General features: G+C 56.9%; 25 protein-coding genes. 16 read left to right on the top strand and 9 right to left on the bottom strand.

The window, feature by feature from the left end; translation table 11 throughout:
* Nucleotides 1-104: 104 nt before the first annotated feature.
* Together ACR0D7_RS01940 and ACR0D7_RS01935 are read left to right on the top strand one after the other, a co-directional pair.
* Complete coding sequence (locus ACR0D7_RS01940) at nt 105-1,103, top strand: glycosyltransferase family 2 protein (RefSeq protein ID WP_480677506.1); 999 nt, start codon at nt 105-107, stop codon at nt 1,101-1,103.
* A 31-nt stretch (nt 1,104-1,134) separates the two neighbouring features.
* Nucleotides 1,135-2,118, top strand: a complete 984-nt coding sequence (locus ACR0D7_RS01935) for a hypothetical protein (protein WP_480677505.1) — start codon at nt 1,135-1,137, stop codon at nt 2,116-2,118.
* A 3-nt stretch (nt 2,119-2,121) separates the two neighbouring features.
* Here ACR0D7_RS01935 and ACR0D7_RS01930 read toward each other — a convergent pair whose 3' ends face one another.
* Nucleotides 2,122-2,427, bottom strand: coding sequence for a DUF6476 family protein (locus ACR0D7_RS01930; RefSeq protein ID WP_170381469.1), 306 nt, complete (start codon nt 2,425-2,427; stop codon nt 2,122-2,124).
* On the opposite strand from ACR0D7_RS01930, the gene ACR0D7_RS01925 reads away from it, so the two are divergent.
* From ACR0D7_RS01925 to ACR0D7_RS01905, 5 genes are all read left to right on the top strand, one after another.
* The gene (locus ACR0D7_RS01925; protein WP_480677504.1) at nt 2,426-3,460 is read left to right on the top strand and encodes an RluA family pseudouridine synthase; all 1,035 of its coding nucleotides are present in this window, start codon (nt 2,426-2,428) and stop codon (nt 3,458-3,460) included. The two genes, ACR0D7_RS01930 and ACR0D7_RS01925, sit on opposite strands and share 2 nt — an antisense overlap.
* A 145-nt stretch (nt 3,461-3,605) precedes the next feature.
* Nucleotides 3,606-4,502 (top strand): RNA polymerase sigma factor RpoH, encoded by an 897-nt coding sequence (gene rpoH, locus ACR0D7_RS01920; RefSeq protein WP_170381467.1) that lies wholly within the window; start codon nt 3,606-3,608, stop codon nt 4,500-4,502.
* 219 nt (nt 4,503-4,721) lie between these two features.
* A complete protein-coding gene (locus tag ACR0D7_RS01915) occupies nt 4,722-5,696 on the top strand; it encodes a Gfo/Idh/MocA family protein (RefSeq protein ID WP_480677503.1) in 975 nt (324 codons plus the stop codon).
* Nucleotides 5,697-5,754: 58 nt separating this feature from the next.
* Nucleotides 5,755-6,024: a DksA/TraR family C4-type zinc finger protein gene (locus tag ACR0D7_RS01910; RefSeq protein WP_480677502.1), complete on the top strand. Its 270-nt coding sequence runs from the start codon at nt 5,755-5,757 to the stop codon at nt 6,022-6,024.
* 12 nt (nt 6,025-6,036) lie between these two features.
* On the top strand, nt 6,037-6,912 hold the full coding sequence (locus ACR0D7_RS01905; RefSeq protein ID WP_480677501.1) for a DMT family transporter: 876 nt from the start codon (nt 6,037-6,039) through the stop codon (nt 6,910-6,912).
* Here ACR0D7_RS01905 and ACR0D7_RS01900 read toward each other — a convergent pair whose 3' ends face one another.
* From ACR0D7_RS01900 to ACR0D7_RS01890, 3 genes are all read right to left on the bottom strand, one after another.
* On the bottom strand, nt 6,913-8,733 hold the full coding sequence (locus ACR0D7_RS01900) for a M3 family oligoendopeptidase (protein WP_480677500.1): 1,821 nt from the start codon (nt 8,731-8,733) through the stop codon (nt 6,913-6,915).
* A gap of 82 nt (nt 8,734-8,815) precedes the next feature.
* Nucleotides 8,816-9,793: an alpha/beta fold hydrolase gene (locus ACR0D7_RS01895; protein ID WP_480677499.1), complete on the bottom strand. Its 978-nt coding sequence runs from the start codon at nt 9,791-9,793 to the stop codon at nt 8,816-8,818.
* Complete coding sequence (locus tag ACR0D7_RS01890; RefSeq protein ID WP_170381461.1) at nt 9,793-10,083, bottom strand: SCP2 sterol-binding domain-containing protein; 291 nt, start codon at nt 10,081-10,083, stop codon at nt 9,793-9,795. Before ACR0D7_RS01890 ends, ACR0D7_RS01895 begins: the two co-directional genes overlap by 1 nt.
* Nucleotides 10,084-10,113: 30 nt before the next feature.
* Here ACR0D7_RS01890 and ACR0D7_RS01885 point away from each other — a divergent pair, with 30 nt between their 5' ends.
* The 6 genes from ACR0D7_RS01885 (at nt 10,114) to ACR0D7_RS01860 (ending at nt 16,005) form a co-directional block, all read left to right on the top strand.
* Complete coding sequence (locus tag ACR0D7_RS01885) at nt 10,114-10,722, top strand: tetratricopeptide repeat protein (protein WP_480677498.1); 609 nt, start codon at nt 10,114-10,116, stop codon at nt 10,720-10,722.
* 22 nt (nt 10,723-10,744) lie between these two features.
* Nucleotides 10,745-13,552, top strand: a complete 2,808-nt coding sequence (locus tag ACR0D7_RS01880; RefSeq protein ID WP_480677497.1) for a helicase-related protein — start codon at nt 10,745-10,747, stop codon at nt 13,550-13,552.
* A gap of 6 nt (nt 13,553-13,558) precedes the next feature.
* A complete protein-coding gene (locus ACR0D7_RS01875) occupies nt 13,559-13,924 on the top strand; it encodes an RNA-binding S4 domain-containing protein (RefSeq protein ID WP_480677496.1) in 366 nt (121 codons plus the stop codon).
* Between the two features lie 66 nt (nt 13,925-13,990).
* Nucleotides 13,991-14,329, top strand: coding sequence for a ferredoxin FdxA (fdxA, locus tag ACR0D7_RS01870; RefSeq protein WP_037307404.1), 339 nt, complete (start codon nt 13,991-13,993; stop codon nt 14,327-14,329).
* A 283-nt stretch (nt 14,330-14,612) separates the two neighbouring features.
* Nucleotides 14,613-15,122 carry a CarD family transcriptional regulator gene (locus ACR0D7_RS01865; protein ID WP_170381457.1) on the top strand — a complete coding sequence of 170 codons (510 nt, stop codon included), beginning with the start codon at nt 14,613-14,615 and terminating at the stop codon, nt 15,120-15,122.
* A 112-nt stretch (nt 15,123-15,234) separates the two neighbouring features.
* Nucleotides 15,235-16,005 (top strand): ion channel, encoded by a 771-nt coding sequence (locus ACR0D7_RS01860; RefSeq protein ID WP_480677495.1) that lies wholly within the window; start codon nt 15,235-15,237, stop codon nt 16,003-16,005.
* Here the strand turns inward: ACR0D7_RS01860 and cobS are convergent.
* A complete protein-coding gene (gene cobS / locus ACR0D7_RS01855; RefSeq protein ID WP_480677494.1) occupies nt 16,002-16,766 on the bottom strand; it encodes an adenosylcobinamide-GDP ribazoletransferase in 765 nt (254 codons plus the stop codon). The two genes, ACR0D7_RS01860 and cobS, sit on opposite strands and share 4 nt — an antisense overlap.
* Nucleotides 16,767-16,845: 79 nt before the next feature.
* Here cobS and cobT point away from each other — a divergent pair, with 79 nt between their 5' ends.
* Nucleotides 16,846-17,859, top strand: coding sequence for a nicotinate-nucleotide--dimethylbenzimidazole phosphoribosyltransferase (gene cobT, locus ACR0D7_RS01850; protein ID WP_480677493.1), 1,014 nt, complete (start codon nt 16,846-16,848; stop codon nt 17,857-17,859).
* Between the two features lie 28 nt (nt 17,860-17,887).
* On the opposite strand, the gene ACR0D7_RS01845 is transcribed toward cobT, so the two are convergent.
* Nucleotides 17,888-19,768: a monovalent cation:proton antiporter-2 (CPA2) family protein gene (locus ACR0D7_RS01845; protein WP_170381453.1), complete on the bottom strand. Its 1,881-nt coding sequence runs from the start codon at nt 19,766-19,768 to the stop codon at nt 17,888-17,890.
* Between the two features lie 19 nt (nt 19,769-19,787).
* Nucleotides 19,788-20,243, bottom strand: coding sequence for an Lrp/AsnC family transcriptional regulator (locus ACR0D7_RS01840; protein ID WP_170381452.1), 456 nt, complete (start codon nt 20,241-20,243; stop codon nt 19,788-19,790).
* Between the two features lie 145 nt (nt 20,244-20,388).
* On the opposite strand from ACR0D7_RS01840, the gene hppD reads away from it, so the two are divergent.
* On the top strand, nt 20,389-21,486 hold the full coding sequence (gene hppD, locus ACR0D7_RS01835; protein ID WP_480677492.1) for a 4-hydroxyphenylpyruvate dioxygenase: 1,098 nt from the start codon (nt 20,389-20,391) through the stop codon (nt 21,484-21,486).
* Nucleotides 21,487-21,531: 45 nt separating this feature from the next.
* On the opposite strand, the gene ACR0D7_RS01830 is transcribed toward hppD, so the two are convergent.
* Nucleotides 21,532-23,439 carry a hypothetical protein gene (locus ACR0D7_RS01830; RefSeq protein ID WP_480677491.1) on the bottom strand — a complete coding sequence of 636 codons (1,908 nt, stop codon included), beginning with the start codon at nt 23,437-23,439 and terminating at the stop codon, nt 21,532-21,534.
* Between the two features lie 164 nt (nt 23,440-23,603).
* Between ACR0D7_RS01830 and ACR0D7_RS01825 the strand changes: the two genes are divergently transcribed.
* Nucleotides 23,604-24,299 carry an SIMPL domain-containing protein gene (locus tag ACR0D7_RS01825; RefSeq protein ID WP_480677490.1) on the top strand — a complete coding sequence of 232 codons (696 nt, stop codon included), beginning with the start codon at nt 23,604-23,606 and terminating at the stop codon, nt 24,297-24,299.
* Here the strand turns inward: ACR0D7_RS01825 and ACR0D7_RS01820 are convergent.
* Nucleotides 24,296-25,006 (bottom strand): GNAT family N-acetyltransferase, encoded by a 711-nt coding sequence (locus ACR0D7_RS01820; RefSeq protein WP_480677489.1) that lies wholly within the window; start codon nt 25,004-25,006, stop codon nt 24,296-24,298. The two genes, ACR0D7_RS01825 and ACR0D7_RS01820, sit on opposite strands and share 4 nt — an antisense overlap.
* Nucleotides 25,007-25,009 lie beyond the last annotated feature (3 nt).

The following is a 25,009-nucleotide window of genomic DNA, read 5'->3' as shown; positions in this document are numbered from 1 at the left end:
GATTGCCCTTTGAGGCAAGGGTCAGTAGTCCTGTGGTGCGGTCCGAGCAATGCCGTGACGTTTCGGACGCCGGAAAAATAAGCGGCACAGCATGAGGTTAGAACGTGTCTGATCAGGACTCCCGTTACATCAGCGTGACCCCGATGAAAAATGAGGGCCCATTTGTGCTTGAGTGGGTGGCGCATAACCGGGCAATTGGCATCGACCAGATGGTCGTGATGACCAATGACTGTTCTGACGGCACCGACGCTTTGCTGCAACGGCTGGATGACCAGGGTATCCTGATCCATGTCGACAATAATTCGCGCCGCCAGAGCAGCCCGCAAAAGCGTGCCTACAAGAAATTCCTGAAGATGGAGGTCGCGCGACCGCAGGACTGGGTAATCGTGATTGACGCAGATGAGCATATCAACGTCAAAACTGGCGATCATACGCTGCGGGCACTGACCGAAGCTGTGCCGGACGCGAAAATGATCTCGATGACGTGGCGGTTGTTCGGAAACGCGGGTGTTGTCCGATATGAAGACCGGTTCTTGTCGGATCAATTCCGGCACGCGGCACCACTTAGAATCTTTCGCCCGCCACAGGCCTGGGGCTTCAAGACCATGTTTCAACGCGAGCTTTGGGGAACGTTGGGCGTGCACAGGCCGAAGCGACCGACTGTCGAGACAATGGCAGAGTGCCATTGGTACAACGGTTCGGGTCAATTAATGCCAGAACGGTACTTTACCAGCAGTTGGCGATCAGCGCGGGATTCCGTCGGTTATGATCTTGTACAGATCAACCATTACGCCCTGAAATCCTGCGAAAGCTATCTGGTCAAGAAAATGCGTGGGCGGGCTCATCACTTGGGTGAAAGTCTCGGCATGGATTACTGGAACATGATGAACCACAACGCCGAAGAGGATGGGTCGATCGATGCGGTTCTTAATCGCAAGCGCGGGTACTACTACGAGATGCTGTCAGACGCCGAAACAGCCCGGTTGCACCATATGACCTGCGACCTGCACCGGCAAAAGATTGCTGAACTGCGTGAGCAACCCGAAATGCAGGAGCTGATGCAACAGATGACGGCGGATTTTGCGGCCAGTCAGCAGGCTTGAGCATGGTCATGTCTGAAATAGGAGGCATCTGATGCTTTGGCTGCATATGGGTATGCCCAAGACCGGCTCGACTGCGTTGCAGGGCTATGTGCGTCAGAACAAAGATCCGCTTGCGGAAGTTGGCTTGCACTATATGGAGGCCGGTCGCCGCCGCCTGGAAAGTGGCGGACGCCCCACGATCAGCCATAACCTCATCGCTTTTCACATGAACCAGAGCAATGAGCCGATGGATGCGTTTCGCGTGTTGATGGCTGAAGAGTATGAGGCCCATCAGGACCAGACCTGCCTGGTGTCCTCGGAAATGTTCTATACCTGTGATCTTACAAAGCTGGCGCAAGTTTTTGCAGAGATCCCATCGCGCGAGTTGAGGATTACCTTTTATTGCCGCCGATATTCAGACTTTTTCGAGGCTGATTACAAGCAGCGCGCCAAGAACGGGCGGCTGTGGAGCGGTGCATCTGAATATGTCCAAGACAGGCTGGCGAAGATTAAGGCAAATCCGGCTACTCTGTCCTATGCAGCTAAATTGGACCAAATCCGGCAGGCCTTTCCAGGTGTCACGGTTGTGCCGCTGCTCTATGACCGGTCGCAGATGGTGGAAGGGCACATTGTCGATGATTTCCTGTCGCGCATTGGCGTGTCGCTGCCTTCCGGCGGAGTGGTCGATCGGCCTTCGAACCCATCGCAGTCGCGTGCTGCCAGCGAAGCTTTCGGGATCGTTTCGCGCGCTATAGGGCGCAAAGAAAGCAGACAGTTGCGGCGGCGCGTGGTTGATCACCCGGTGATGGTCAGGAAATACGATGTTCTGGAACCGGAAGAACGGGTTTGGCTGGATGAATGTCTTGCCAAGGAAGATGTTGCTTTTCAGAGGGAATTCTTCCCTGACCGACCTCAGTTGTTTCACACGGTTGAGCTGAATGAAAACGATCAGAAATTCCGCCGAGACTCGCCTGAGGAATACGACGCTTTGCGCCAAGCCTCGGAAATCGTGTTTCGCATGGCGTTGGAAAACTAGCCGTCAGGGTTCGATATTGATTTCCTGACGTTGGCGGCCAGTTGTTTTGTCAAAGATCAGAATACGATTGTCGTCCGTCACCACCGCGTACCAGTTGCTGCCGATGGTCACGGCCTGAGCCTTTGCACCGTCGGGCAGTTCGACCTGATCGGGCAGGGTGGGGGTTCTGTCCGTTAAGCGGATGACAATCAGTGCGAATGTCACTAGAACCCCGCCAATCATCACCGCGGTCAGTAACATGACCATCCTCCGCAGCAGACGAAGCTGTGGCGTTTCCTGCGGTTCTTGGGGTTCGGAAGGGACAGTCATGGGCACCCGTCAGATTGAATTTCAGATCGCGGCCGATCCGCCGCCACGCCTTGATAAGGCGCTTTCGCGGGATGTGCCAGCCGAGGAAAACCTGTCGCGCACGCGACTGGCCAAATTGATCGATGAGGGCGCCGTACTGGTCAATGGCTCTGAGGCGCGCGACCCCAAAGCCAAAGTTGCCGAAGGAAACTCGGTGTCTATCACCGTGGCCGAGGCCGAGGACAGCCATATCGGTCCCGAGGATATTCCGTTGGAGGTGGTCTTCGAGGATGCCGACCTGATCGTCATCAACAAGCCTGCTGGAATGGTAGTGCATCCTGCGCCGGGGTCTCCAAACGGGACGCTGGTGAACGCTTTGCTGCATCACTGCGGTGACGATCTGTCCGGCGTGGGTGGAGTAAAGCGCCCAGGCATCGTTCATCGCATCGACAAAGAAACCAGCGGTCTGCTGGTGGTAGCCAAATCGGACGCAGCGCATCACGGGCTTGCCGCGCAGTTCGAGGCGCACACGGTTGAACGGTACTATCGCGCGATTTGCTACGGTGTGCCCGATGCCAATGATCCGCGTTTGCGCGGCGTGAAAGGGGTCAGCTTCGAGCCCGGCAACATCATGCGTCTGACCACACAACTGGCGCGCCACAAGACCGATCGGCAGAAGCAGGCAGTTCTGTTCCACGGTGGACGCCACGCAGTGACGCGCGCCCGGTTGGTCGAAACCTTTGGTGTCCCAGCAGGGTTGGCGTTGATCGAATGTTGGTTGGAGACCGGGCGCACACATCAGATACGCGTTCATATGGCACATGCCGGGCATGGGTTGGTGGGCGATCCGGTCTATGGGGGCAAGCGCAAATTGGCCGCCAAGGCGTTCAGCGCGGCTGCTGCCGAGGCGGTCCGCGCCTTCCCTCGGCAGGCGCTTCACGCCGCTGTTTTGGGCTTTGAACATCCAGTGACTGGCGAAAATCTGCGGTTTGAGGCTGAGTTGCCCAAAGACATGCAGAATCTCATTGATCAGCTGCGCGCGTCGTTGACATAATGCGCAAAGTTACGTGAATAACACTTTCTTAGGTTTCCTTTATCTGTCGTTAATCCCAAACTGTTAACGGTACCTCTTGAACGGATTGGGATGACCTCCCATATCCATGTTAACGACGTAAACATTTGTCGGAGGGACATGAAACATGGCAAATTACGCAAATCTCCCCGCGCCGACGCCGGAAGGCGGACTGAACCGCTATATGCAGGAAATTCGCAAGTTTCCGCTGCTGGAACCGGAAGAAGAGTACATGCTGGCCAAGCGCTGGGTCGAGGAACAAGACACTGAAGCGGCTCATAAAATGGTCACCTCGCATCTGCGATTGGCGGCCAAGATCGCGATGGGATACCGCGGCTATGGTTTGCCACAGGCCGAGGTGATTTCAGAGGCTAATGTGGGGCTTATGCAGGCGGTCAAAAAGTTCGACCCGGAAAAAGGTTTCCGGTTGGCAACTTATGCGATGTGGTGGATTCGCGCCTCGATCCAGGAGTATGTTCTGCGGTCGTGGTCCATGGTCAAGCTGGGTACTACGTCGGCGCAGAAAAAGCTGTTCTTCAACCTGCGCAAAGCCAAGGCTCGTATCGGTGCGCTGGAAGAAGGCGACCTGCGCCCCGAGAACGTCAAGCAGATTGCCGAAGATCTGGGTGTGACCGAAGAAGAAGTCATCAGCATGAACCGCCGTATGTCCGGCGGTGATGCCTCGCTGAACGCGACCGTTGGGTCCGAAGGCGAGGGCACAATGCAGTGGCAGGATTGGCTTGAGGACGAAGACGCGGATCAGGCGGGCGATTACGAGGCCCGCGATGAGCTGGACGCCCGGCGTGAGCTTCTGGCCGCTGCTTTGGACGTTCTGAATGATCGGGAAAAGGACATCCTGACTCAGCGCCGGTTAATGGATCAGCCTGTTACGCTGGAAGAACTGAGCACGCAGTACAATGTCAGCCGTGAACGCATTCGTCAGATCGAGGTCCGCGCGTTCGAAAAACTGCAGAAGAAAATGCGCGAACTGGCGCGTGAAAAAGGCATGTTGAGCGCTGGCTGAGGATTACTCAAGCATTTAGAAAGGCCCGTCGTATCGGCGGGCTTTTTTGTTTCTGAGGGCTGCGATTGAACACAGTGTTGCGTTCAGCTTCGATGTGGGATGCAGATTACGAGGGTTCGATCCCGAGAAACGTCTGACTTAATGTCGTTCATCTGATAGAGATGCGATGTTAGCGATAACGGATAGATTCGCCGTTGAGTACTTATGCCGGAGAAGAATATGCATAAACCCGTTCAATGGGGCGTATTGGGTGCTGCAAAGTTCGCGCGCCAATATATGGCCCCCGCAATTCACGCCGCCGAAGGCGCGCAACTGACGGGTCTGGCGACTTCAAGTGCGGCCAAAGCCGAAGCGTTTCAGGCTTTTTGCCCCAACTTGAAGGTTTACGCCGACTATGACGCGTTGTTGGCTGACCCGCTGATCGAGGCCGTCTACATCCCGTTGCCCAACCACCTGCACGTGGAATGGAGTCTCAGGGCGCTTGAGGCCGGGAAACATGTGCTATGCGAAAAGCCGATGACGATGCGCGCGCCCGAGTTCACTACCCTGATCCAAAAGCGTGATCAGACGGGGCTGCTGGCGGCAGAGGCGTATATGATCGTACATCATCCGCAGTGGCAATTTGTGCGGAACCTGATTGCGGATGGTGCCATTGGCAAATTGGTGCATGTGACCGGGGCCTTCAGCTTTGACAATCGGGCCGATGCGACGAACATCCGCAACCGTGCCGAGACAGGCGGCGGTGGGCTGCGCGACATCGGTGTTTATGTCATCGGTGGCGCGCGATTTGCGACGGGGCAGGAACCGATTGAAGTGCAATCCGCGATCCGATGGGAAGATGGCATTGACGCCTTTACCGAGATTCGCGCACAGTTTCAGGGGTTTACATATTCCAGTTATGTTTCGATCCGGATGCATCCACATCAGGAAATGGTGTTTCACGGCGAAGGTGGCGTCATCCGCCTGACTGCTCCATTCAACGCTCGGGTCTTTGGCGAAGCGCGTGTAGAACTGCATCGCCCCGGACTTGAAGTGCAAATCACGCGTTTTCCCGGAGACGACCACTACAAGCTGCAGGTCGAGGCATTTTGCCGGACGGTGCGTGAGGGCGTGGATTACCCGTGTCCGCTGGAGTTTTCGCGCGGAACGCAAGACATGATCGACAAGGTGTTTGCGGGCGCTGTGCCCCTCTGACTTGCCACGTGCGGTCTGGCTGATCTAGTTTGGCTGTCACCTGATTAGGAGGAGACCCATGGCAGGTGGCTGGGCACGCGATGGCGCGGTGAGCGAACAGATCGAAGCGTCCATTTCAGATGAGCTTGCCCGCATGCAGGCGCAAAAGCGCCCTGTCGGGGAAAGCCTGACCCATTGCGCCGAATGTGAAGAGCCGATCCCCGAGAAGCGGCGTATGGCTTTGCCGGGGGTCGAATTGTGCCTGGACTGCCAACAGGATCGCGACGGAACCTTTAAGGCACGGGCAGGGATCAATAGGCGCGGCTCCAAAGACAGTCAGTTAAAGTAGGCGGGCAGTTTGATGCCCAAAGCCAATCTGTTGAAAAATGGTCTGGTGCTCGGGTTTTTGGCAGCTTTCCTTTGGGGTACGCACAGCGTCATTGTGCGCTATCTCACCAGCGATCTGGGCGGGTTGCAGATTGCAGTGACGCGCCTGTTTATTGCGGCACTGGCCATCTATTGCATGCTGCGCGTAATGCGGGTGTCGGTATCTATCCAACTGAGCGATTGGAACTTTCGGCTGGCGGTTTTGTCGACGGTCGTCAATTACATTCTATTCCATATTGGGTTGGAACATACCGGTGCAGCCAACGCTATGGTTCTTGAAAACACAGCACCTTTCTTTGTGCTGGTGTTTTTGTACTTCTTTGCCGATACACCCGTCACACGTACGGACGTGCTGGCCACGGCCCTAGCAATTTTTGGTGTTTTTCTAACGGTTTATCAAGATTTCCAAGGGGGTGGGGACCCCTTATTCGGTGATTTGCTTGAAATTGGTGCCGGTATAAGCTGGGCAGTTTTCCTGATTTCAAGCAGCCGCGCGATGCGCAATTCTGAATCGACCGCAGAGCGTTTGAATTTCCTATTCGGGATATTCATGTGCGCAGGCGTGCTATTGCTGCCACTGGCCGCGCTTTCGCTGCAGGTGCCAACGGTCAATGACGTTGTTTTCTTATTCCTGCTTGGGGTGCTGCCGACCGCTTTGGCCTATTACCTGTGGTACGAAGCAGCCGCGCGGGTATCGACGTTGACGGCGACCTTGATGTTCGCCGCCTCGGTCGTGTTCACGTTCATCAACTCGGCTCTGTTCTTGTGGGCCGCAATCACGCCGATTGCAGCCCTTGGGGGCGCGTTGATCGTGGCTGCCGTGTTCCTGACGACCAAAAGCCAGAAGTGATCAGCCCTCCATAGCTTCCAATTCGTCAATGAAACCTGAGATCATCGACAGACCTTTGTCCCAGAATTTCGGATCACTGGCGTCCAAGCCAAACGGGGCCAGCAGTTCTTTGTGATGCTTGGATCCACCGGCGCGCAGCATTTCAAAGTACTTGTCCTCGAAACCCTCGGCACCGCTTTCGTAAACGGAATACAGTGCGTTTACCAAGCCGTCACCAAAGGCATAGGCGTAGACGTAGAAGGGTGAATGGACGAAGTGCGGGATATAGGCCCAGAAGGTCTCGTACCCATCCATGAATTCGAATGCCGGGCCAAGGCTTTCCGCCTGAACGCTCATCCACAGCGCGTTGATATCGTCAGGGGTCAGTTCACCCTCGCGGCGGGCTGCGTGCAGCTTGCATTCGAAGTCATAGAAGGCGATCTGGCGGACAACCGTGTTGATCATGTCCTCGACCTTACCGGCCAGCAGAACCTTGCGTTGTTCAGGCGTTTCGGCCTGATCCAGCATCTTGCGGAAGGTCAGCATTTCGCCAAAAACCGATGCGGTTTCGGCCAGTGTCAGGGGCGTCGATGAGAGCATCTCACCCTGATCTGCAGCCAGCACCTGATGCACGCCATGGCCCAGCTCATGCGCCAGTGTCATCACGTCGCGCGGCTTGCCCAGATAGTTGAGCATCACATACGGATGAACCTCGGTCACGGTCGGGTGCGCGAACGCGCCCGGAGCCTTGCCCGGTTTCACTGCCGCGTCGATCCATCCCTTCGAGAAAAAGGGCGACGCGATTTCGCCCATGCGGGGATCAAAGGCGTTATAAGCCTCCATCACCGTCTTCTCGGCTTCATCCCAGCCGACGATACGGGTGTCTTCCATCGGCAAGGGCGCATTGCGGTCCCAGACCTGCATGACGTCCAGCCCCAACCATTTGCGTTTCAGTTCATAGTAGCGGTGGCTAAGCTTTGGATAGGCGGCAACAACGGCTTCACGCAGGGCTTCGACGACCTCGGGTTCGACGTCATTTGACAGATGCCGACCAGTCTGGGCCGTCGGCATCTTGCGCCAGCGGTCGATGATTTCCTTCTCCTTGGCCTGCGTGTTGTGAACGCGGGCGAAGGTTTTGATGTTGTCCTGAAACACGCTTGCCAATTCGCGAGACGCTGCCTCGCGTTTGGAGCGGTCCTGTTCCGTCAGCAGGTTCAGGGTGCCTTCGATATTCAGTTCTTCACCGTCGACAGTAAATGTAAGACCGGCGATGGTTTCGTCGAACAGGCGTTCCCAAGCGTCGCCGACAACACCCAGATCGTGCAGGAATTTCTCCAACTCATCAGACAACTGATAGGGTTTCATCGCGCGGATGCGGCGGAAAACCGGCTCGTAACGGGCCAGATCGGTATTCGCATCGAAATGTGCCTTTAGCGCGTCATCGTCTATGCGGTTGATCTCCAGCGTGAAGAACACCAGCGGAGTGGTGAAAACGGTGATCTTTTCCTGCATATCCGACAGGAATTTAGCGCGCTCTGCGTCAGTGGTCAGTTGGTAGTAGCGTAGGCCGGCAAAGGACATGATGCGACCGGCGATCGAGTTGATTTTTTCGTTGCGCTGAACGCAGTTCAGCAGGCTTTCGGCATCCAGATCGGCCAGTTTGCCTTCGTAATCGGCTGCAAAGGCGGCGCATTCGCCCTCAAGCCATTCCAGATCGCGATCCAGTTCCGGCGCCTCTTCCGAGCTGTACAGGTCGGTCAGATCCCATTCCGGCAGGTTGCCAAGATCGCCGGTTCCTCCGGCTGCGTTTGCGTCACGGACGGGAAAGGGAAGGTCGCGCATGGATCACCTCGGAATATCTGCTTTGGCAAACATCTAGGCGCGGGCGGCCTGGATCACAAGCCGCCTTTGCATGAGGTTTTCTTTACTTGGATTGATCCGTCCCGTTTGTCCTGTCCGATTGCGCGGCTAGGAAATGCGCAGTCAGCTGGTCGAAGACGGGCGTACGCACTTCTGGTGCCTCCATCAGCACTTCATGCTCACCGTCGGGGATTTCGACCAAGGTGCCGCTGGGCCAGTTTGCCATCCGGTCGCGGATCGCTTTGCGGTCGACGATTTGTTCGTGTGTGCCCAGGAAGGTCAGGCAAGGTGTCGCCGGAGCTGTTTGCTCCATCAACCAAGCGCATTCATCCAGTGCTTCACGCAGCCAGATGGTTGAAGGCGCACCAAGCGCCAGTTCTGGGTATGCCGTCAGCTGATCTTTCATCATCTGATACATTGCCGGATCGCGGGTCAGCATGTTGCCCTCGAACGGCTGTGAAACCACATAGCTTTCCAATGAGGTCGTCGGAGGCTTCTTTTCCCCCAGCCCAAGTCGCGGCCCCCAATAGGCGGTCAACCGGCTGAGCGGCTTCATCAGGAGTGTAAAATAGATACCCCACATCGGGCCGGTAAAGGCACAAGCCGTAAAGCAATCACGCTCTAGCACTGCGCGCAGGCCAATCGCGCCGCCCATCGAGTGGCCGATCACATACCACGGCTTTGGCAGGTCTAATTCTGTCGCAAGCTCTAGTGTGGAATGCACATCTTGTTGATAATCGGTGAACTGATCTACATGCCCGACGCGGGGGTCATCCAGCAGGCGATCCGCCAACCCCTGACCACGCCAGTCGACGGCCAGGAACGCAAATCCACGATCAACAAATTCACGCGCAGCGTCGCCGTATTTTTCGATATACTCCGTTCGGCCGGGGAACATCATCACCGTGCCATTCGTATCGCCGTTAGGGCGCCAGTGGCCGACGCGAATACGAGTGTTATCAGCAGTCGTCAGCCAATGGGCTGCTCCGCCAGCGGGGCCGCCGGCCACGTCTTCGTAAAAAGGGGCCGGCGAAAGCTCCATCAGGCCAGCACCGAGGCGAGCTTCATGGCGATACCCATGTCACCGTCAACGCTCAACTTACCGGACATGAACGCACCGGTCGGGTTCAGGTCGCCGTTGAGGATTTGCTCGAACGTGTCGGCATCTGCAGTCAGGGTGACGTCTGCATCGTCATCACTGACACGGGCGCCATTCGCGTCCAGAATAATTGCGCCCAGATCCGAGATGGCAAACTTGGCAGAAGCGTCGAAGTCGCCGCCCGAAAGTTTGTCGTTCAGCGCGGCTGCCGCCTTTTCGAGAATGTCGCTCATGGTGTTCCTCATATTGTTTCTGCGCCGTGAATGGACATCGCCGGTCGCAACGCTACACTGAACATTGTTATGGGCATTGCAACAACCAATCTCAAAGGTATCGTCGCGGCACTTTTTGTCACGGTTACGTTTTCCACTAGTTCTTTGGCGCAGCAGGCGGATTCGAAGGATGAGGCCGAACTGTTGCAACAACTGGCGCAGGCCACCCCGGAACAGGCCGTTGGTATAGACCGTCAGCTCAAAGCTCTGTGGTCGCAATCGGGTTCTGCTTCGGCTGATCTTTTGCTGGAACGTGGGCGCGAGGCGTTGGATGATGGGGATTCCATTGGCGCGATTGAGCATCTCACGGCACTGACGGACCACGCACCCGGTTTTGCCGAAGGGTGGCACCTACGGGCCTCAGCTTTCTTCGGTATGGATCGCTTTGGCATGGCGGCCGCCGATCTGGAGCATGCGCTTGCGCTGAACCCGAATAATTATGAGGCCATCTTCGGACTGGGCCTGATTTTCGAGATCATCGAACAACCCGAAAAAGCGCTTGAGGCTTATGAACGCGCACTGGCTATACATCCCCATCATGAAGAAGTAACCAATGCGGTGAATCGACTGAAGCCTCAGGTCGAGGGCTCGGCCCTCTGACGAACAGGGGTAGGGGGCAAAGGTGAGCGGGTCATCCCGAATCGTGGCCGTACTTGGCCCGACCAACACAGGTAAAACCCATTACGCGATCGAGCGGATGCTGGGATATCGGACCGGAGTGATCGGTCTGCCGCTGCGTCTGCTGGCGCGTGAGGTCTATGACAAGATCGTCGCCATTCGCGGCCCGTCCGTTGTGGCATTGGTTACGGGCGAGGAGCGCATTGTGCCGCCGCGTACCCAGTATTGGGTCTGCACGGTTGAAGCGATGCCCGAGGGCATGGGCGCTGATTTTGTAGCCATCGACGAAGTCCAACTCTGTGCCGACCCTGAACGGGGCCACGTCTTTACCGATCGTCTACTGCGGGTACGTGGCACCAATGAGACGCTGTTTCTTGGATCCGACACGATGCGTGGCCCTATCGCCGCTCTGGTGCCCGAGGCGCAGTTTGCCCGGCGCGAACGCATGTCTCAGCTGGTCTATGCGGGGTCCAAGAAGATCAGCCGCATGCCACCGCGCAGCGCCATCGTCGGCTTCTCGGTCGATAGCGTCTATGCGATTGCGGAACTGCTGCGTCGTCAAAAGGGTGGGGCGGCTGTGGTCATGGGCGCACTCAGCCCGCGCACGCGAAACGCGCAGGTTGAACTCTATCAGAATGGTGAGGTGGATTACCTGGTGGCCACGGACGCCATTGGGATGGGGTTGAACCTGGATGTGAACCACGTCGCGTTCTCCTCCCTCAGCAAGTTTGACGGCCGCCGGATGCGCCCGCTTGCACCCAACGAGCTGGCTCAGATTGCAGGTCGGGCAGGGCGCGGCATGTCAGATGGCACTTTCGGAGTGACCGGCGAAGCCCCACCGTTGGATGAGGGCGTGGCGCAGGCCATCATGGACAGCCGTTTCGCGCCGATGAAAAAGTTGAACTGGCGGAATGCTGCTTTGCGGTTTGGTTCCATCGATGCGCTGATCGACTCGCTTGAGGTCAGTCCGAATGACGAGCATTTGATCAAGGCTCGGCCCGCCGACGACCTGAATGTGTTAAAATCGCTGTCGCAAGTGACCGAGATCGCAGCCCGTGCCAGCGATCCGCAATCCATCCGTTTGCTGTGGGATGTGTGCAGAATCCCCGATTTTCGCGGTATCAGCCACGCAGAACACGCCAGTTTGCTCGAAGTGATCTATGGCCACTTGCATGAACGCGGTTCGATCCCAGATGATTTTATGGCGCGGCAAATCCGCCGGATCGACAGAACCGACGGAGACATTGATGCGTTGTCCAAAAGATTGGCATATATTCGCACTTGGACATATGTTGCGCAACGAAACGGCTGGGTCCGTGACGAATCGCATTGGCGTGACGAAACGCGCACTGTAGAAGACAGGCTGTCGGACGCATTACATGACCGACTGACGCAAAGATTTGTGGACCGGCGCACATCTGTGTTGCTGCGCCGGCTCAAACAGAAGGAGGCCCTTTTGGCCGAAGTAAATGACAAGGGTGAAGTGACCGTCGAAGGCGAATTCGTCGGTCGTTTGGAAGGGTTCCGGTTTAGTCCGGACAAAAGCGCGCAAGGGACCGAGGCGAAAGCTCTGAAATCGGCTTCTCTGCAAGCACTCGCGCCGCAATTCCATCTGCGTGCCGACCGCTTCTATAATGCGCCCGATACCGAGATTGATTTTACCGATCAGGGTGGCCTGATGTGGGGCGAATATGCTGTCGGAAAACTGGTTGCCGGGGCTGAACCGCTTAAGCCAATGGTCGAAGTGTTTGTGGATGAGGCCGCTGGGCCGGATGTCGAACAGAAAGTTCAACGACGTCTGCAGCATTTCATCGACCGCAAGGTCGCCGCGCTGTTCGAACCGCTGCTGAACCTATCGCGTGACGAAGAACTGTCGGGTCTGGCCAAAGGTTTCGCCTTCCGCATGGTCGAAGCGCTGGGCGTGCTGCCCCGCGCCGGTGTCGCGCAAGAGGTCAAGGACCTAGATCAGGACGCCCGTGGTGCACTGCGCAAGCACGGCATCCGGTTCGGCCAATTCACCATCTTCATGCCGCTGCTGCTGAAACCTGCACCCACGCGCCTGCGTCTGGTTCTTTGGGCGCTGGCAAACGGGCTGCAGGAATTCCCCGAAGCGCCGCCTCCGGGGTTGGTCACCGTTCCGGTCGCTAAGGACGCGCCCGAAGGGTATGACACCATGTGCGGCTACCGTGATGCCGGCGAGCGTTCGATCCGGATCGACATGCTGGAGCGTCTGGCCGATATGCTGCGTGCCGAAGACAGCCGGGCTGGGTTCGAAGCCAAACCGGATATGCTGTCGATCACCGGCATGACGCTGGAACAGTTTGCAGACCTGATGCAGGGCTTGGGCTACAACGCTGAGCGCGGTGAGCGTGAAAAGGTGAAGCCTGCCCCGGCAGAGCAACCTGCCGCGGATGCGATCGAGCAACCAGCAGCCGAAGAAACCCCGACGCCTGAGGTGGCTACCGAAGAGGTCGCCACATCCGCCGAGGCGCCAGCGGAGGCCACCGAAAGCACCGAGGCGGTAGCCGAGGCTCCGGCAGCGGATGAACCCGAAATCGAAGTGTTTTACACCTTTACCTGGGGTCGTCAGCGTCAGGCCAACCGTGGCCCGCGCCGTGAACCGCGGCAAGGGCAGGGTAAGGGCAAACCGCGCGGCAAGCCTCAGGATGGACGCGGCAAACCGCAGGGTAAGAAGGGGGGTAAGCCGCAAGGTACCAAGTCCTTCTCATCGCGGCCTCCGAAAAAGGAAAAGGCTATCGATCCCGATAACCCGTTTGCAGCAGCGCTGATGGGTTTGAAGGACGGTAACTAAACGCCGATGGCTGAGGCCAAGCTGCGGATCGATAAATGGTTGTGGCAGGCGCGGTTCTTCAAGACCCGCAGCCTGGCCGCCAAACAGGTCAGCGGCGGCCATGTGCGGCTGAACGGAAACCGGGTGCTGAAACCGGCGCAAGCCGTGACGCCCGGGGACGTTTTGACCTTCCCGCAGGCGCGTATTGTGCGGGTTGTGCGCATCGAAAAGCTGGGTGAGCGTCGCGGTCCGGCCCCCGAGGCGCAGACGCTGTACTTCGATATGACGGAAAAGCAGGAAGCGTCCCCTAAGAACCCCGGTTTTGAGGGAAAAGGTCGTCCGACAAAGAAAGATCGGCGCGCGCTTGATCTTTCTCGCACCTCCAAGGGCTGATCCGCTCTTGAAGACGGTATAATACTGGATTAGCTAGACGCCCAAACCGTAAATGGGATTCCGACCATGACCTATGTCGTCACCGAAAACTGTATCGCCTGCAAATACACCGACTGCGTCGAAGTTTGTCCGGTGGATTGTTTCTATGAAGGTGAGAACACGCTGGTCATTCATCCCGATGAATGCATCGATTGCGGTGTCTGCGAACCCGAATGCCCTGCTGACGCCATCCGTCCCGATACTGAGCCGGGAATGGACCAGTGGGTCGAATTCAACCGGAAGTTCTCGGAACAGTGGCCGGTGATCGTAACCAAGAAAGATCCGCTGCCCGAGGCAGAGGAACGCGACGGCGAAGAGGGCAAAATGGAGAAGTATTTCTCAGAAGCGCCCGGCGAAGGTGGCTAAGCGATTCGCACTCTGAACTCGTCGGTTCAGGTATAGAAACAAGTCTCAGCGTTTTGAAAAACATAAGGTTTCACGACTGGCAATGGGCGTGACCTTTCGGGCGTCGTAAAATTGTGATACACTTGTAAGCAGAATGATGAATGAGATGGGGATGTGCTCCGTAAGTATGATTGCTTTGGAGTTCTGATTTAGTGACAAAATAACCGCCTGACGGGGCCGAACGCGGCTCCGGCTTGGGTATTTTGTCGTCCGTGTCTCGCTCTGTAACCAAGGATGAACCTGTATGTCTAAGTCGAAAAAGCTTGAGTTCCGCCCCAACGATTACGTTGTTTACCCCGCGCATGGCGTGGGTCAGATCATCTCGATCGAAGAACAGGAAGTCGCGGGATATTCGCTTGAGCTGTTCGTCATCTCCTTTGAAAAAGACAAGATGACTCTGCGCGTTCCGACCAACAAGGTCACTGAATCCGGCCTGCGTTCGCTCAGCTCGCCTGATGTTATCAGCCAGGCGATGAAAACGCTGAAAGGCAAGGCCAAGGTGAAACGCGCCATGTGGTCCCGCCGGGCGCAGGAGTATGAACAGAAGATCAACTCGGGCGATCTGATCTCGATTGCCGAAGTGGTTCGTGACCTGCACCGCACCGACGACCAGCGCGAGCAGAGCTATTCCGAGCGTCAGCTGTACGAAGCTGCGCTGGAACGCCTGACGCGCGAAGTGGCTGCCGTGTCTGGCGCCGGTGAAGTTTCGGCTGCGAAGCAAGTAGATGAGGTTCTGACCTCGCGCGCCGCTTAAAAGCTCGGAAACCTGAAGTTCAGGCCGCTCCTGCTGGGAGCGGCCTTTTTCGTGTCTGGTCTTGGTGAAATCTGCTTTTGCCGCTAATTTCTCAACAACCAGAGGCGGATACATGGATAGACTGAAGCAAACCGTTAAGTTTCTATACATCGCGCATGAGCCGGTTTCGGTCTGGTTCCGATATTGCCTGATCTTGTTTGACGCGGTCTCGATTGTATTTTTCGTGTCGACGGCAAATATGCCTCACGGACCGGGACTTACCTTTGCCAGTTTGGCTGTCGGTTTTATCATTCTGTTGGATTTTCTGGCGCGGCTGTGGATTGCGAAGGACCGTTGGAGGCTTCTACGCAAAATCTACACGCTGGCCGATATTGTCGTGATCATCTCATTGTTGCTTGATCCGTTTTTGCCCGGGAATTTGGCATTCGTTCGGATTTTGCGCGCCTTGAGGCTGATCCATTCCTATCACCTGCTTCGGGATCTGAGGCGTGACAGTCAGTTTTTCCGAACGCACGAAGACGCAGTTATTGCGGCCATCAACTTGCTGGTGTTTGTATTCGCGACCTCGACGGCGGTTTTGGTGTTTTTCATTCCCGAGGATAGCCAGCACGCTTATATCGACGCGCTCTATTTCACTATGGCGACACTGACGACAACCGGGTTCGGGGATGTCACCCTGGCGACACCGGGTGGCAAACTATTTTCGGTGTTCATCATGGTTGTCGGGGTGGCTCTGTTCGTGCGCCTGGCGCAGGCGATATTCATGCCTCAGAAAGTGCGCCATAAATGCCCAAGCTGCGGCCTTTACCGTCATGACCCGGACGCTGTGCATTGTAAGCACTGCGGAGGAACTCTGAGGATCGAGACCGGCGGTACATCTTAAAGCGCGGCAACTGCTATTGCCAGAAACGCAAGCTCGGTCACTTGTTGGGTTGCGCCCAGAATGTCGCCAGTCTGGCCGCCAATTTTGGCTCGTGCCGTGGCGGCTAGTCCCGCGCCGATCAGTGCGGCAACGGCAGTGGGCCACAAGGCGCTGACACCCATTAAAAACAGGGCGAAAATCAGAGCCAGCCCGAGACCCGTGATTGTTGTCACAGCACGTGGCCCTCCGACCGAATGGCTCAGGCCGCTGGACCTTGGATTCGGTAAGTTCGTCATCAAAACCGGCATGAACGCACGAGACAGGATGCAGGCGGCAAGAATCGCGGCATAAGCTTCGCCGATTAGCAGGGCCGAGATCAGGGTGATCCGCGCGAGCTGCGAGAATATCAGCGCCAAAACCCCATAGGTGCCGATATGGCTGTCTTTCATGATTTCCAACCGCCGCTCTCGGTTAAAACCTCCCCAAAGCCCATCCACAGTGTCGGCCAATCCATCTTCGTGCATGGCACCCGTGGTCATGACAAGAACCGCAATTACGACAACCGCGCTGACTATTGCGGGAAGGGTAAGCGCCATTGCAACCCAGCCGACCACGCAAGCCAATGCGCCGACGATCAGCCCGACAACGGGAAAGGCCCATGCGGCATCTGCCTGCCGGGCAAAGGTTTTCTCGGGCAGGCGTGGCAGGGGTAGGCGGGTCAACAGGACCAGCGCCAAAGGAATATCCCATGCGGAAAACAGGTTGGTGTCGTTTTTATGCACTCCTGCGCCTTTCAGGGTCTTGTTGGTTTGGACGCTTCGGTTAAACACACAGGACCACTCTGATGCAACGAGGCTTTAGATGCTGCCCGAACTTATTGATCTGAAAACCTTCCGTGATGCTCTGACTCGAGCCCCGGGTCTGGACGAAACTGCGCTGCAAGAGGCCGCTGACCGCAATGGCCAACTGACCAAACCGCCTGGCGCGTTGGGACGGCTAGAGGATCTGGCAATTTGGTATGCTGGCTGGCGTGGGGATGCCCGCCCGCAGATTGCCGCCCCGCAGGTCATTGTGTTTGCCGGGAACCACGGCGTCACGGCGCAGGGTGTGTCTGCCTTCCCCCCAGAAGTAACCGTGCAAATGGTGATGAATTTTGAACATGGCGGGGCCGCGATCAACCAATTGGCGAAAGCCGCAGGCGCGACAATGGATGTGCATGCGTTGGAGTTGGACCGCCCAACGGCTGACTTCACGACCGAACCAGCCATGACCGAAGCCGAGTTACTGTCTGCCTTGCGCACCGGTTGGAATGCTGTTGACCCGGATGCCGATCTACTGGTGGTCGGCGAGATGGGTATCGGCAACACCACCCCAGCCGCTGCTATCGCTTGCGCTCTGTTCGGCGGAGACGCGGCAGATTGGACTGGGCGGGGAACCGGGGTTGATGATGCTGGTCTGGCCAACAAAACCCGCGTGGTGACTGAAGGCGTTGCTTTGCATGCGAATGCCGGCGATGGGTTGGATATTCTACGTTGCCTCGGTGGGCGCGAAATTGCGGCCATGGCCGGAGCTATCGCAGCGGCTCGCATTCTGCGCATTCCAGTTATTCTGGACGGTTTCATCTGCTCAGCCGCAGCAGCCTGTCTGGCGGATGCCTCTTCCGGGGCGCTGGATCATGCCGTTGCAGGACATCAAAGCGCCGAGGGCGCCCATGGCGCTGTGCTGGAAAAACTTGGCAAGCAACCCCTGTTAAACCTTGGTCTGCGACTGGGTGAAGGGTCCGGCGGCGCGCTGGCCATCAATATCCTGAAAAGTGCGGTGGCCTGCCATTCGGGCATGGCTACCTTTGCTGAGGCAGGAGTTTCAGACGGATAACATAGTTGGCCTGATCCGAGTATTCGGATCAGGCTGATTTCTGATCGTGTTTTTCAGCCAGTTCCAGCAGCTCGGTTTCCAGCTGTTTTTCGAATTGCTGGGCACGTTCGATGTATTTCTTGTTCTCTGCCGTTGGTGTACCCGGGATCCAAAGCTCGGCCAGATCGCGGATCGACTCGCGGTCGTGATGATAAAAGGTTTGCTCGGCCTGCGCGGCCTCATATTCGCTAAGGCCGACATTCTCGAGCACATAACGACCGGCCCGAAGTGAGCTGTCGAACATCTCGCGCACAATATCGTTGGCGCCAGCCTGATACAGCTCGTACACATGGGTGCGGTCATGGGCGCGTGCGATGATGTGAAGATCCGGACGCTGGCGTCGTGCATAGCTTACCAGACGTGTTACAGTCTTTCGGTCGTCCATTGCTGCGACCAGAACGGCCGCTTTTTCCAGCCCCGCTGCGCGCAGCAATTCAGGCCGCGTGGGATCACCCAGAAACCCTTTGACCCCAAAACGACGCATGAGCTGAACGGTTTCGATGTCATGGTCCAGAACAACCGTCTTAAAGCCGCTGGCGCGGACCAAGCGGTTTACGATCTGCCCGAAACGCCCGATACCAGCGATGATCACCGGGCCTTTCTCATCAATCTCGTCTGGTTCCTGTTGCGGCGTTCCTTCACCGATCCGCCGGGACAGAAGGTCGTAGATAATGAACAACAGCGGCGTGATTAGCATGGTCAGGGCAATGATCATCAGCAATTTCTGCGAAAGATCAGGAGGGATGACGTTTTGCTGCGTGGAAAAGGCCAGCAGGACAAAGCCAAACTCCCCCGCCTGTGCAAGGCCGAGAGTGAACAGCCAGTGATCCCGCCCACGAAGCTTGAACGCACGTCCTACCAAGAAAAGAATGGCCCCCTTGGTCAGTATCACAAGAAGCGCTAACCCAAACAGCTCCAACGGGTCATTGAAGAAATAGGCAACGTCGATTCCTGCGCCAACGGTAATGAAGAACAGACCCAGAAACAGACCCTTGAAGGGTTCAAGGTCACTTTCCATTTCGTGCCGGAATTCCGAGCTTGCCAGAACCACACCGGCCAGAAATGCGCCCAGAGCAGGCGAGAGGCCAACCAGTGTCATCAGGAAGGAAATTCCGACAACGATCATCAGGGCCAGCGCAGTGTACATCTCGCGCAGGCGGGTGGCATGGATAAAGCGGAATAGAGGACGGGTCAGGTAGACGCCCGCAAGGATGACAAACGCAATGGCGCCGATGGTGACAAGTGTAACGGCCCATCCTGGCAGCCCTTCGACCAGGGATAGGCTGTGATGTGCGGTGTCATGCAGGTCTTTGACGCCGCGGTCGATAGATCCGTCTTGGTTGATATGAGGTATGGCCGGTAAAGCCAGCAGGGGCAGCAGGGCCAGAATGGGGATGACGGCAATATCCTGTGTCAGCAGCACCGAAAACGTGGCTCTGCCGCCATTGGTCTGCATCAAACCTTTCTCGGACAGGGTCTGAAGCACAATCGCTGTTGAGGATAGAGACAACGTAAGCCCGACAGCCAAGGCAACCGACCAGGGGTGGTTGGCATACATGGCGACACAGGCGATGGCTGCGGTGGACAAGCCGACCTGCAATCCACCCAGCCCCAAAAGTCTGTCTCGCATATCCCACAGGGCGCGCGGCTCTAGTTCCAGACCGATGAGGAACAACATCATGACCACGCCGAATTCGGCCACGTGCTGAAGGCTTTCCGTTTCGGCTCCGACAAGGCCGAACACGGGGCCGATAACGATGCCGGCGGCCAGATACCCCAGCACGGACCCCAACCCCAGACGGGCCGATAACGGCACGGCGATCACGGCAGCAGCCAGATAGATCGAAGCCTGGTAGAGGAAGTCGTCCATGTTGGTCCTTTCAGTCAGGTCAGGTGGGCAACGGGGCGTCGCGTTTCAGTTGGTCCATCACGATCTGGCTTTGAACCCGTGCCACCGCAGGATGCGGCAGTATCACCTGATGAAGCAAGCGATTGAGCGCTGCAAGGTCATCACAATAGACGTGCAGCAGATAATCTGCCTCTCCGGTCATCGTCCAGGCGCTGGTGATTTCGGGGCGGGTGTCCACCATCCGCGCGAAACTCTCGGATTGTTCGGGGCCATGGGTGCCCAGATGCACCTGAACGAATCCTTGTACATGTAGTCCGAGTTTCAGCGGGTCCAGCCTTGCTGCATAGCCGGTGATGTAGCCCTCGGCCTCAAGCCGTTGCCGCCGCCGTCCGGCTTGGCTGGCTGACAGGTTCAGTAAGTCGCCAAGTTGATGCGCCGTCAGATGGGCATCAACCTGCAGCGCAGACAGCAGGCGCATGTCGATGGAATCCAGCATATGCGGATTTTCTCCATAAATTGGTCAAATGATGCGGATTCAGCGCACACACCTTTAGTTTACACGGATACTATGCGCAGAAACAGCGCAAGATAAGGCATATTTTAGAATCAGCAAAGAAATTCCTGTTTCAAGGAGAAGCGCCATGGGCCCTTTCCCTCATAACGCCCCGAAATCCACCATCAGCAAGGAAAACCCTGTCGGAACTGACGGGTTTGAGTTTGTAGAATTTGCACACCCTGACCCGCAGGCATTGCGCGATCTTTTCTCCAAGATGGGGTTCGAAAAAGTTGCTCATCATACGAACAAGCCCGCAGTCGAACTTTGGCAGCAAGGCGACGTGACTTATATTCTCAACGCGGATCCCAACAGCTTTGCTGCCCGTTTTGTGGATGAACACGGCCCGTGTGCCCCCGCAATGGGTTGGCGCGTAGTGGACGCGCAGAAAGCTTATGAACATGCAGTAGCCAAAGGTGCCGAACCCTATGATACGGCGGATAAGGTGATGGATGTGCCGGCGATCAAGGGGATTGGTGGATCGTTGATCTATTTCATCGACCAGTACCATGACACTTCACCCTATAACCATGAGTTCACATGGACTTCAAAATCCAAGCCGCGCGGTGATGGGTTCTATTACCTCGATCACCTGACGCATAACGTCTATCGCGGGAATATGGACAAATGGTTCAAGTTCTACGAACAGCTGTTCAATTTCCGCGAGATCCGGTTTTTCGATATTCAGGGCAAATACACCGGCCTATACAGTCGTGCCCTGACATCGCCTTGCGGACGTATTCGTATTCCGATCAACGAGGATCGGGGTGAAACCGGGCAGATCGTATCCTACCTCAACAAGTACAAGGGCGAGGGGATTCAGCATATCGCGGTGGGCAGTGAAGACATCTATGCCTCGACCGATGCGATTGCCGAAAAGGGACTGAAGTTCATGCCTGGCCCGAACAAGGCATATTACGATATGTCCAAAGACCGTGTTGCGGATCACGAAGAACCGCTGGACCGGATGATGAAACACGGAATTCTGATCGACGGCGAAGGCGTTCTGGACGGTGGTGAGACTCGGATCCTTTTGCAGATCTTCTCAAAAACCGTGATCGGACCGATATTTTTCGAGTTCATCCAGCGTAAAGGTGATGACGGATTCGGTGAGGGGAACTTTCAAGCTCTGTTCGAATCCATTGAGCGAGAGCAGATTAAAAGTGGTGAGATTACAGCAGCTTGATTTCGTAACTTAAACCAATTTGGGCGAGGTAACCCGCCCAAACCTTCACCCGCGCGGCATTTTCAGCGTCACGTTCCGACCCTTTTTCTGATAGCGCAGCTCAGTATCGCCAATCGCGATTACCTTACCGCCATCCAGCCTGTCGCCGACTTTCAGCTTTTTGTATCGGCCGCTGGGCAAGCGCACCAGGGCCCGGCGATTGGCAGGCGTGCCGTAGACTCCGATCAGGTTCAGTTTGCGCAAGTTCAGCGCATTGTCGATCGTCGCTTGCCGCGCGACGGATGCGGTAGATGGGATTTTGGGTGCAACAGCCTTGGGCTGGAACGACCCAGCCTCGTCCTGAACAATGGCAGCCGTTGAGCCCAGGTTGGCGGTTTGGGTTCCCGAGGATGGTGCCAACCCCGCAGGGCGCGGTTTTGGGCGTGGTACGCGGACGACGGCAAGAGCGGTTGGAGTGTAGTCGATTACTTTTTGCTGCAGGGATTCGGGGCGCTGCTTGGGGCGTAGAACAGCAAGCTCCTCACGCGTACGACCGCCCAATTGCTGCCGCTCGAAACGCTCAATCAGGTTGCTAGGGCGCGGTTTCGGGCGCAGCTCGGCCAGCCTGTCCGAGGTGCCTTCAGGTTCGGGTTCCTGCTCGAAACGTACAGGCGGTTCGGGCGGTACTTTTGACGGTCGGCCAAGGTAAACAGTAACCCCTGCTGGATTTGGTGTGCCTTCAACGCTGGGTGTGACCAGACCACGATCATCCAGTTCAAACCGGGTGCCCGCAACGCCGGGCGGCGCGACCTGCTCAAAGAGGGCGTCGGTGTCAAAGCTTTCGACCGGGGGCAAGGCAATGGCATCATTGGATAAGTTGGAGTTGTCGACGGAGGCCAGATAGGGCTCTTCCTCACTGTGAAGTGCCGGGGCTGCCAGTGACGCAGGGACTGAAACGGACATGCCGGTTTGAGGTGGAAGGCCCTGTGGTTCCGGGTCGCGAGTGACCTCTTGGACAATTGTGGGCGCGACGTTTAACGCCTCAAGGATCGCGGCATCCGTGGGTGACAGTTCGGGCTGAGGCGCCTCGGTAGAATCTGGCAGGCTAGGCTCGGATGAGGCGGCATCAGCGTCTACTTCGGTGGTTTCTAGGGGAGGCTCTTCGGTTTCGCTCAAGACCTCCGCAACGATTTCTGGCTGAGTATCCTTTGCCAGAGGGTTGTCGTCGGTTTGGGCTGTTTGTGGGATCGGCTGGTCAGCGTTATCCGACCCACTCAGCGCCCAGATGCCCAATGCCGCGACAACGGTTAAAGCAACTGCTGCCGGGATAGCGTAACGTTTTGCAGGCAAATCTGTGGTCGCTTTGGCGCGAGCGCCAGCTTCTGGTGCCGACCGGAACGCCTCTGGGGGCGTCATATCCGCAATGGGGTGGGCCGTCGGCGTCGGATCGGTCGCCTCGTTTGCATCTGTCTCGGGGGAGGTTTCACTTGGGCTTACCGGACCTTCAGGTGCCAGAAACAGCGCTTCGGTCGGGAAATCTTCAGGCTCGGCTTCGGCGGCGAACTGAACCGGAGCGAAACCGTGCTCGGATGCAAAATCGCGCGCCTCGTCCAATGTTTGTTTTGTGACGGCGGCCAAATAGGTGGTGGTGCCGACCGTTGCTGTGTCAAAGACCAGCTCATCAATCGAATAGGGTGTGGATTCAGCCAGCGCAGCTTGCATCTGACGCGTGCTTTCCTCGGACGTTTGCCCGTCTGCCTCTGCCGACACGAAGCGAACCTGATCAGTTGGAAGCACGAGTTTGCAGCTTAGATTGTTTTCCAAGGCAAAGGCTTTGTCCCGCAACGCGTGCAACTGCGCGTTCAAGTCTGGCGCGTCCAGAGCAACCTCACCAATACAGAACCAATCGTCATCCGATTGGTGGTGCACAGATATTGCGGTTGAAGAAAAAGACAGCGCAAAGGCGGGTTTCATATTCCCGTGGAACCATAATTGTCAGCATCAATGCAAACGACTTCTCGTCCGCAGGCTGACATTAAAGCAGGAACCCGCCGAGGGAAAGAAAAAGCCAAAGCTTCCCCTTGTTCAACGGGCCGTGCTGTCCCCATGTTGGTTATGAGGAATTTGGAGGGAAGACCTTGAAGAAAATCGCTTTTCTGGCCGCATTGATGGCCGTGACCGCAGCAGGTTTGGCCCATGCGGAAGAACGTCGCATCACGGTGGATGCCGTCGGCACTGTTCAGGCCGCGCCTGACATGGCAACCATAACATTGGGGGTGACGAATGAAGATCCGCAAGCGTCAACTGCGATGCAGGCGACATCCGATGCAGTGGCGCAGATTCTGAAACGGTTGGAAGACTTGGGGATCGAAGCCCGGGACGTGCAGACCCGCGATCTGTCGCTGTCTCCGGTCTGGTCCGGGCGCAACAATTCAAGCGGCGAACGGCCCGAGATTTCCGGCTTTTTCGCCTCCAACAATGTTCAGGTCCGCGTTCGTGACCTGACGCAACTTGGAACGATCATGGATGCAGTTATTCATGACGGGGCCAACAATTTTGGGGGGCTGAGCTTTGGCGTGCAGGATCCTGCACCACTACAGGCGCAGGCGCGTGCCCAGGCTGTGGCCGAGGCGACCGCAAAAGCCGAGCAACTGGCGCAGGCGGCCAACGTTTCCTTGGGCGAAGTTCAGCAAATCAGCGAACTGGTAGGTGGCGTCCGTCCTGCGCCGCAGATGCGTGCCATGGCCATGGCTGAAGGTGGTGGCGTCCCCGTAGCGGGTGGCGAGGTATCAGTCTCAGTTAATGTGTCGATGGAATTCGGGATTTCCGATTAACCCTCAGCACGGGCCTTCAGCGGTTCGCGTTGTTGGCCCGCTTGATCAAAATTGTCCGGAGACAACCAGGCCTCGAACGCGGTGCGAATACGGGGCCACTCGGTGTCGAGGATCGAGTACCAGGCCGTATCCCGATTGCGGCCTTTGTAATGGGTCGCCTGACGGAAAATGCCCTCGAAGGTAAAGCCCAAGCGCTCAGCCGCGCGGCAGGATGGGGCATTCAATGCATCACATTTCCATTCGTACCTGCGATATCCCAACTCGTCGAACGCGCGGCGCATCATCAGGAACATGGTCTCGGTTGATTTCGGACTGCGCTGCAGCAAGGGTGAAAAGTGGATATGGCCAACTTCGACCACGCCCGCCGCTGGTTCAATCCGCAGAAACGAGGCCATGCCAACAGGCGTGTCATTTCTATCCAACACGGTGTGGAACATCGGATCGGCGTCGATACAGCTCGCGCGGGTCCAGTCAACAAAATCCTGTTCACTGTCAAACGGCCCATAGGGCAGATAAGTCCAGCTGCGACCGTCCGTGTCATTGGCGAACGCCCGGTACAGCCCGGGCGCGTGCCGATTGACGTCCAGCGGCACGACGGAACAATATTGGCCGACCATCGGAGTGTACGGCGGTGTCGGGCGTGGAAAATCGCCCGAAACCGGCTGGCCGATGGGTTGGCCCAGGTCGTTGGTGTCGTGTCCGCTCATCAT

The organism is Ruegeria sp. BB7 (assembly GCF_056539365.1).
Note: the sequence above shows the minus strand (reverse complement) of the source record. Positions and strands in the feature narration are given on the sequence as shown.

Excerpts from the sequence above, each read along its gene's own strand:
- ACR0D7_RS01905 (WP_480677501.1), top strand. The coding sequence starts at position 6,037 with ATGCCCAAAGCCAATCTGTTGAAAAATGGTCTGGTGCTCGGGTTTTTG.
- ACR0D7_RS01845 (WP_170381453.1), bottom strand. The coding sequence starts at position 19,768 with ATGGACGACTTCCTCTACCAGGCTTCGATCTATCTGGCTGCTGCCGTG.
- ACR0D7_RS01930 (WP_170381469.1), bottom strand. The coding sequence starts at position 2,427 with ATGACTGTCCCTTCCGAACCCCAAGAACCGCAGGAAACGCCACAGCTT.
- fdxA (WP_037307404.1), top strand. The coding sequence starts at position 13,991 with ATGACCTATGTCGTCACCGAAAACTGTATCGCCTGCAAATACACCGAC.
- hppD (WP_480677492.1), top strand. The coding sequence starts at position 20,389 with ATGGGCCCTTTCCCTCATAACGCCCCGAAATCCACCATCAGCAAGGAA.
- ACR0D7_RS01875 (WP_480677496.1), top strand. The coding sequence starts at position 13,559 with ATGGCTGAGGCCAAGCTGCGGATCGATAAATGGTTGTGGCAGGCGCGG.
- ACR0D7_RS01865 (WP_170381457.1), top strand. The coding sequence starts at position 14,613 with ATGTCTAAGTCGAAAAAGCTTGAGTTCCGCCCCAACGATTACGTTGTT.
- ACR0D7_RS01915 (WP_480677503.1), top strand. The coding sequence starts at position 4,722 with ATGCATAAACCCGTTCAATGGGGCGTATTGGGTGCTGCAAAGTTCGCG.
- ACR0D7_RS01860 (WP_480677495.1), top strand. The coding sequence starts at position 15,235 with ATGGATAGACTGAAGCAAACCGTTAAGTTTCTATACATCGCGCATGAG.
- cobT (WP_480677493.1), top strand. The coding sequence starts at position 16,846 with ATGCTGCCCGAACTTATTGATCTGAAAACCTTCCGTGATGCTCTGACT.
- ACR0D7_RS01840 (WP_170381452.1), bottom strand. The coding sequence starts at position 20,243 with ATGCTGGATTCCATCGACATGCGCCTGCTGTCTGCGCTGCAGGTTGAT.
- rpoH (WP_170381467.1), top strand. The coding sequence starts at position 3,606 with ATGGCAAATTACGCAAATCTCCCCGCGCCGACGCCGGAAGGCGGACTG.
- ACR0D7_RS01885 (WP_480677498.1), top strand. The coding sequence starts at position 10,114 with ATGGACATCGCCGGTCGCAACGCTACACTGAACATTGTTATGGGCATT.
- ACR0D7_RS01910 (WP_480677502.1), top strand. The coding sequence starts at position 5,755 with ATGGCAGGTGGCTGGGCACGCGATGGCGCGGTGAGCGAACAGATCGAA.
- ACR0D7_RS01900 (WP_480677500.1), bottom strand. The coding sequence starts at position 8,733 with ATGCGCGACCTTCCCTTTCCCGTCCGTGACGCAAACGCAGCCGGAGGA.
- ACR0D7_RS01895 (WP_480677499.1), bottom strand. The coding sequence starts at position 9,793 with ATGGAGCTTTCGCCGGCCCCTTTTTACGAAGACGTGGCCGGCGGCCCC.
- ACR0D7_RS01890 (WP_170381461.1), bottom strand. The coding sequence starts at position 10,083 with ATGAGCGACATTCTCGAAAAGGCGGCAGCCGCGCTGAACGACAAACTT.
- ACR0D7_RS01820 (WP_480677489.1), bottom strand. The coding sequence starts at position 25,006 with ATGAGCGGACACGACACCAACGACCTGGGCCAACCCATCGGCCAGCCG.
- ACR0D7_RS01925 (WP_480677504.1), top strand. The coding sequence starts at position 2,426 with ATGGGCACCCGTCAGATTGAATTTCAGATCGCGGCCGATCCGCCGCCA.
- ACR0D7_RS01935 (WP_480677505.1), top strand. The coding sequence starts at position 1,135 with ATGCTTTGGCTGCATATGGGTATGCCCAAGACCGGCTCGACTGCGTTG.
- ACR0D7_RS01830 (WP_480677491.1), bottom strand. The coding sequence starts at position 23,439 with ATGAAACCCGCCTTTGCGCTGTCTTTTTCTTCAACCGCAATATCTGTG.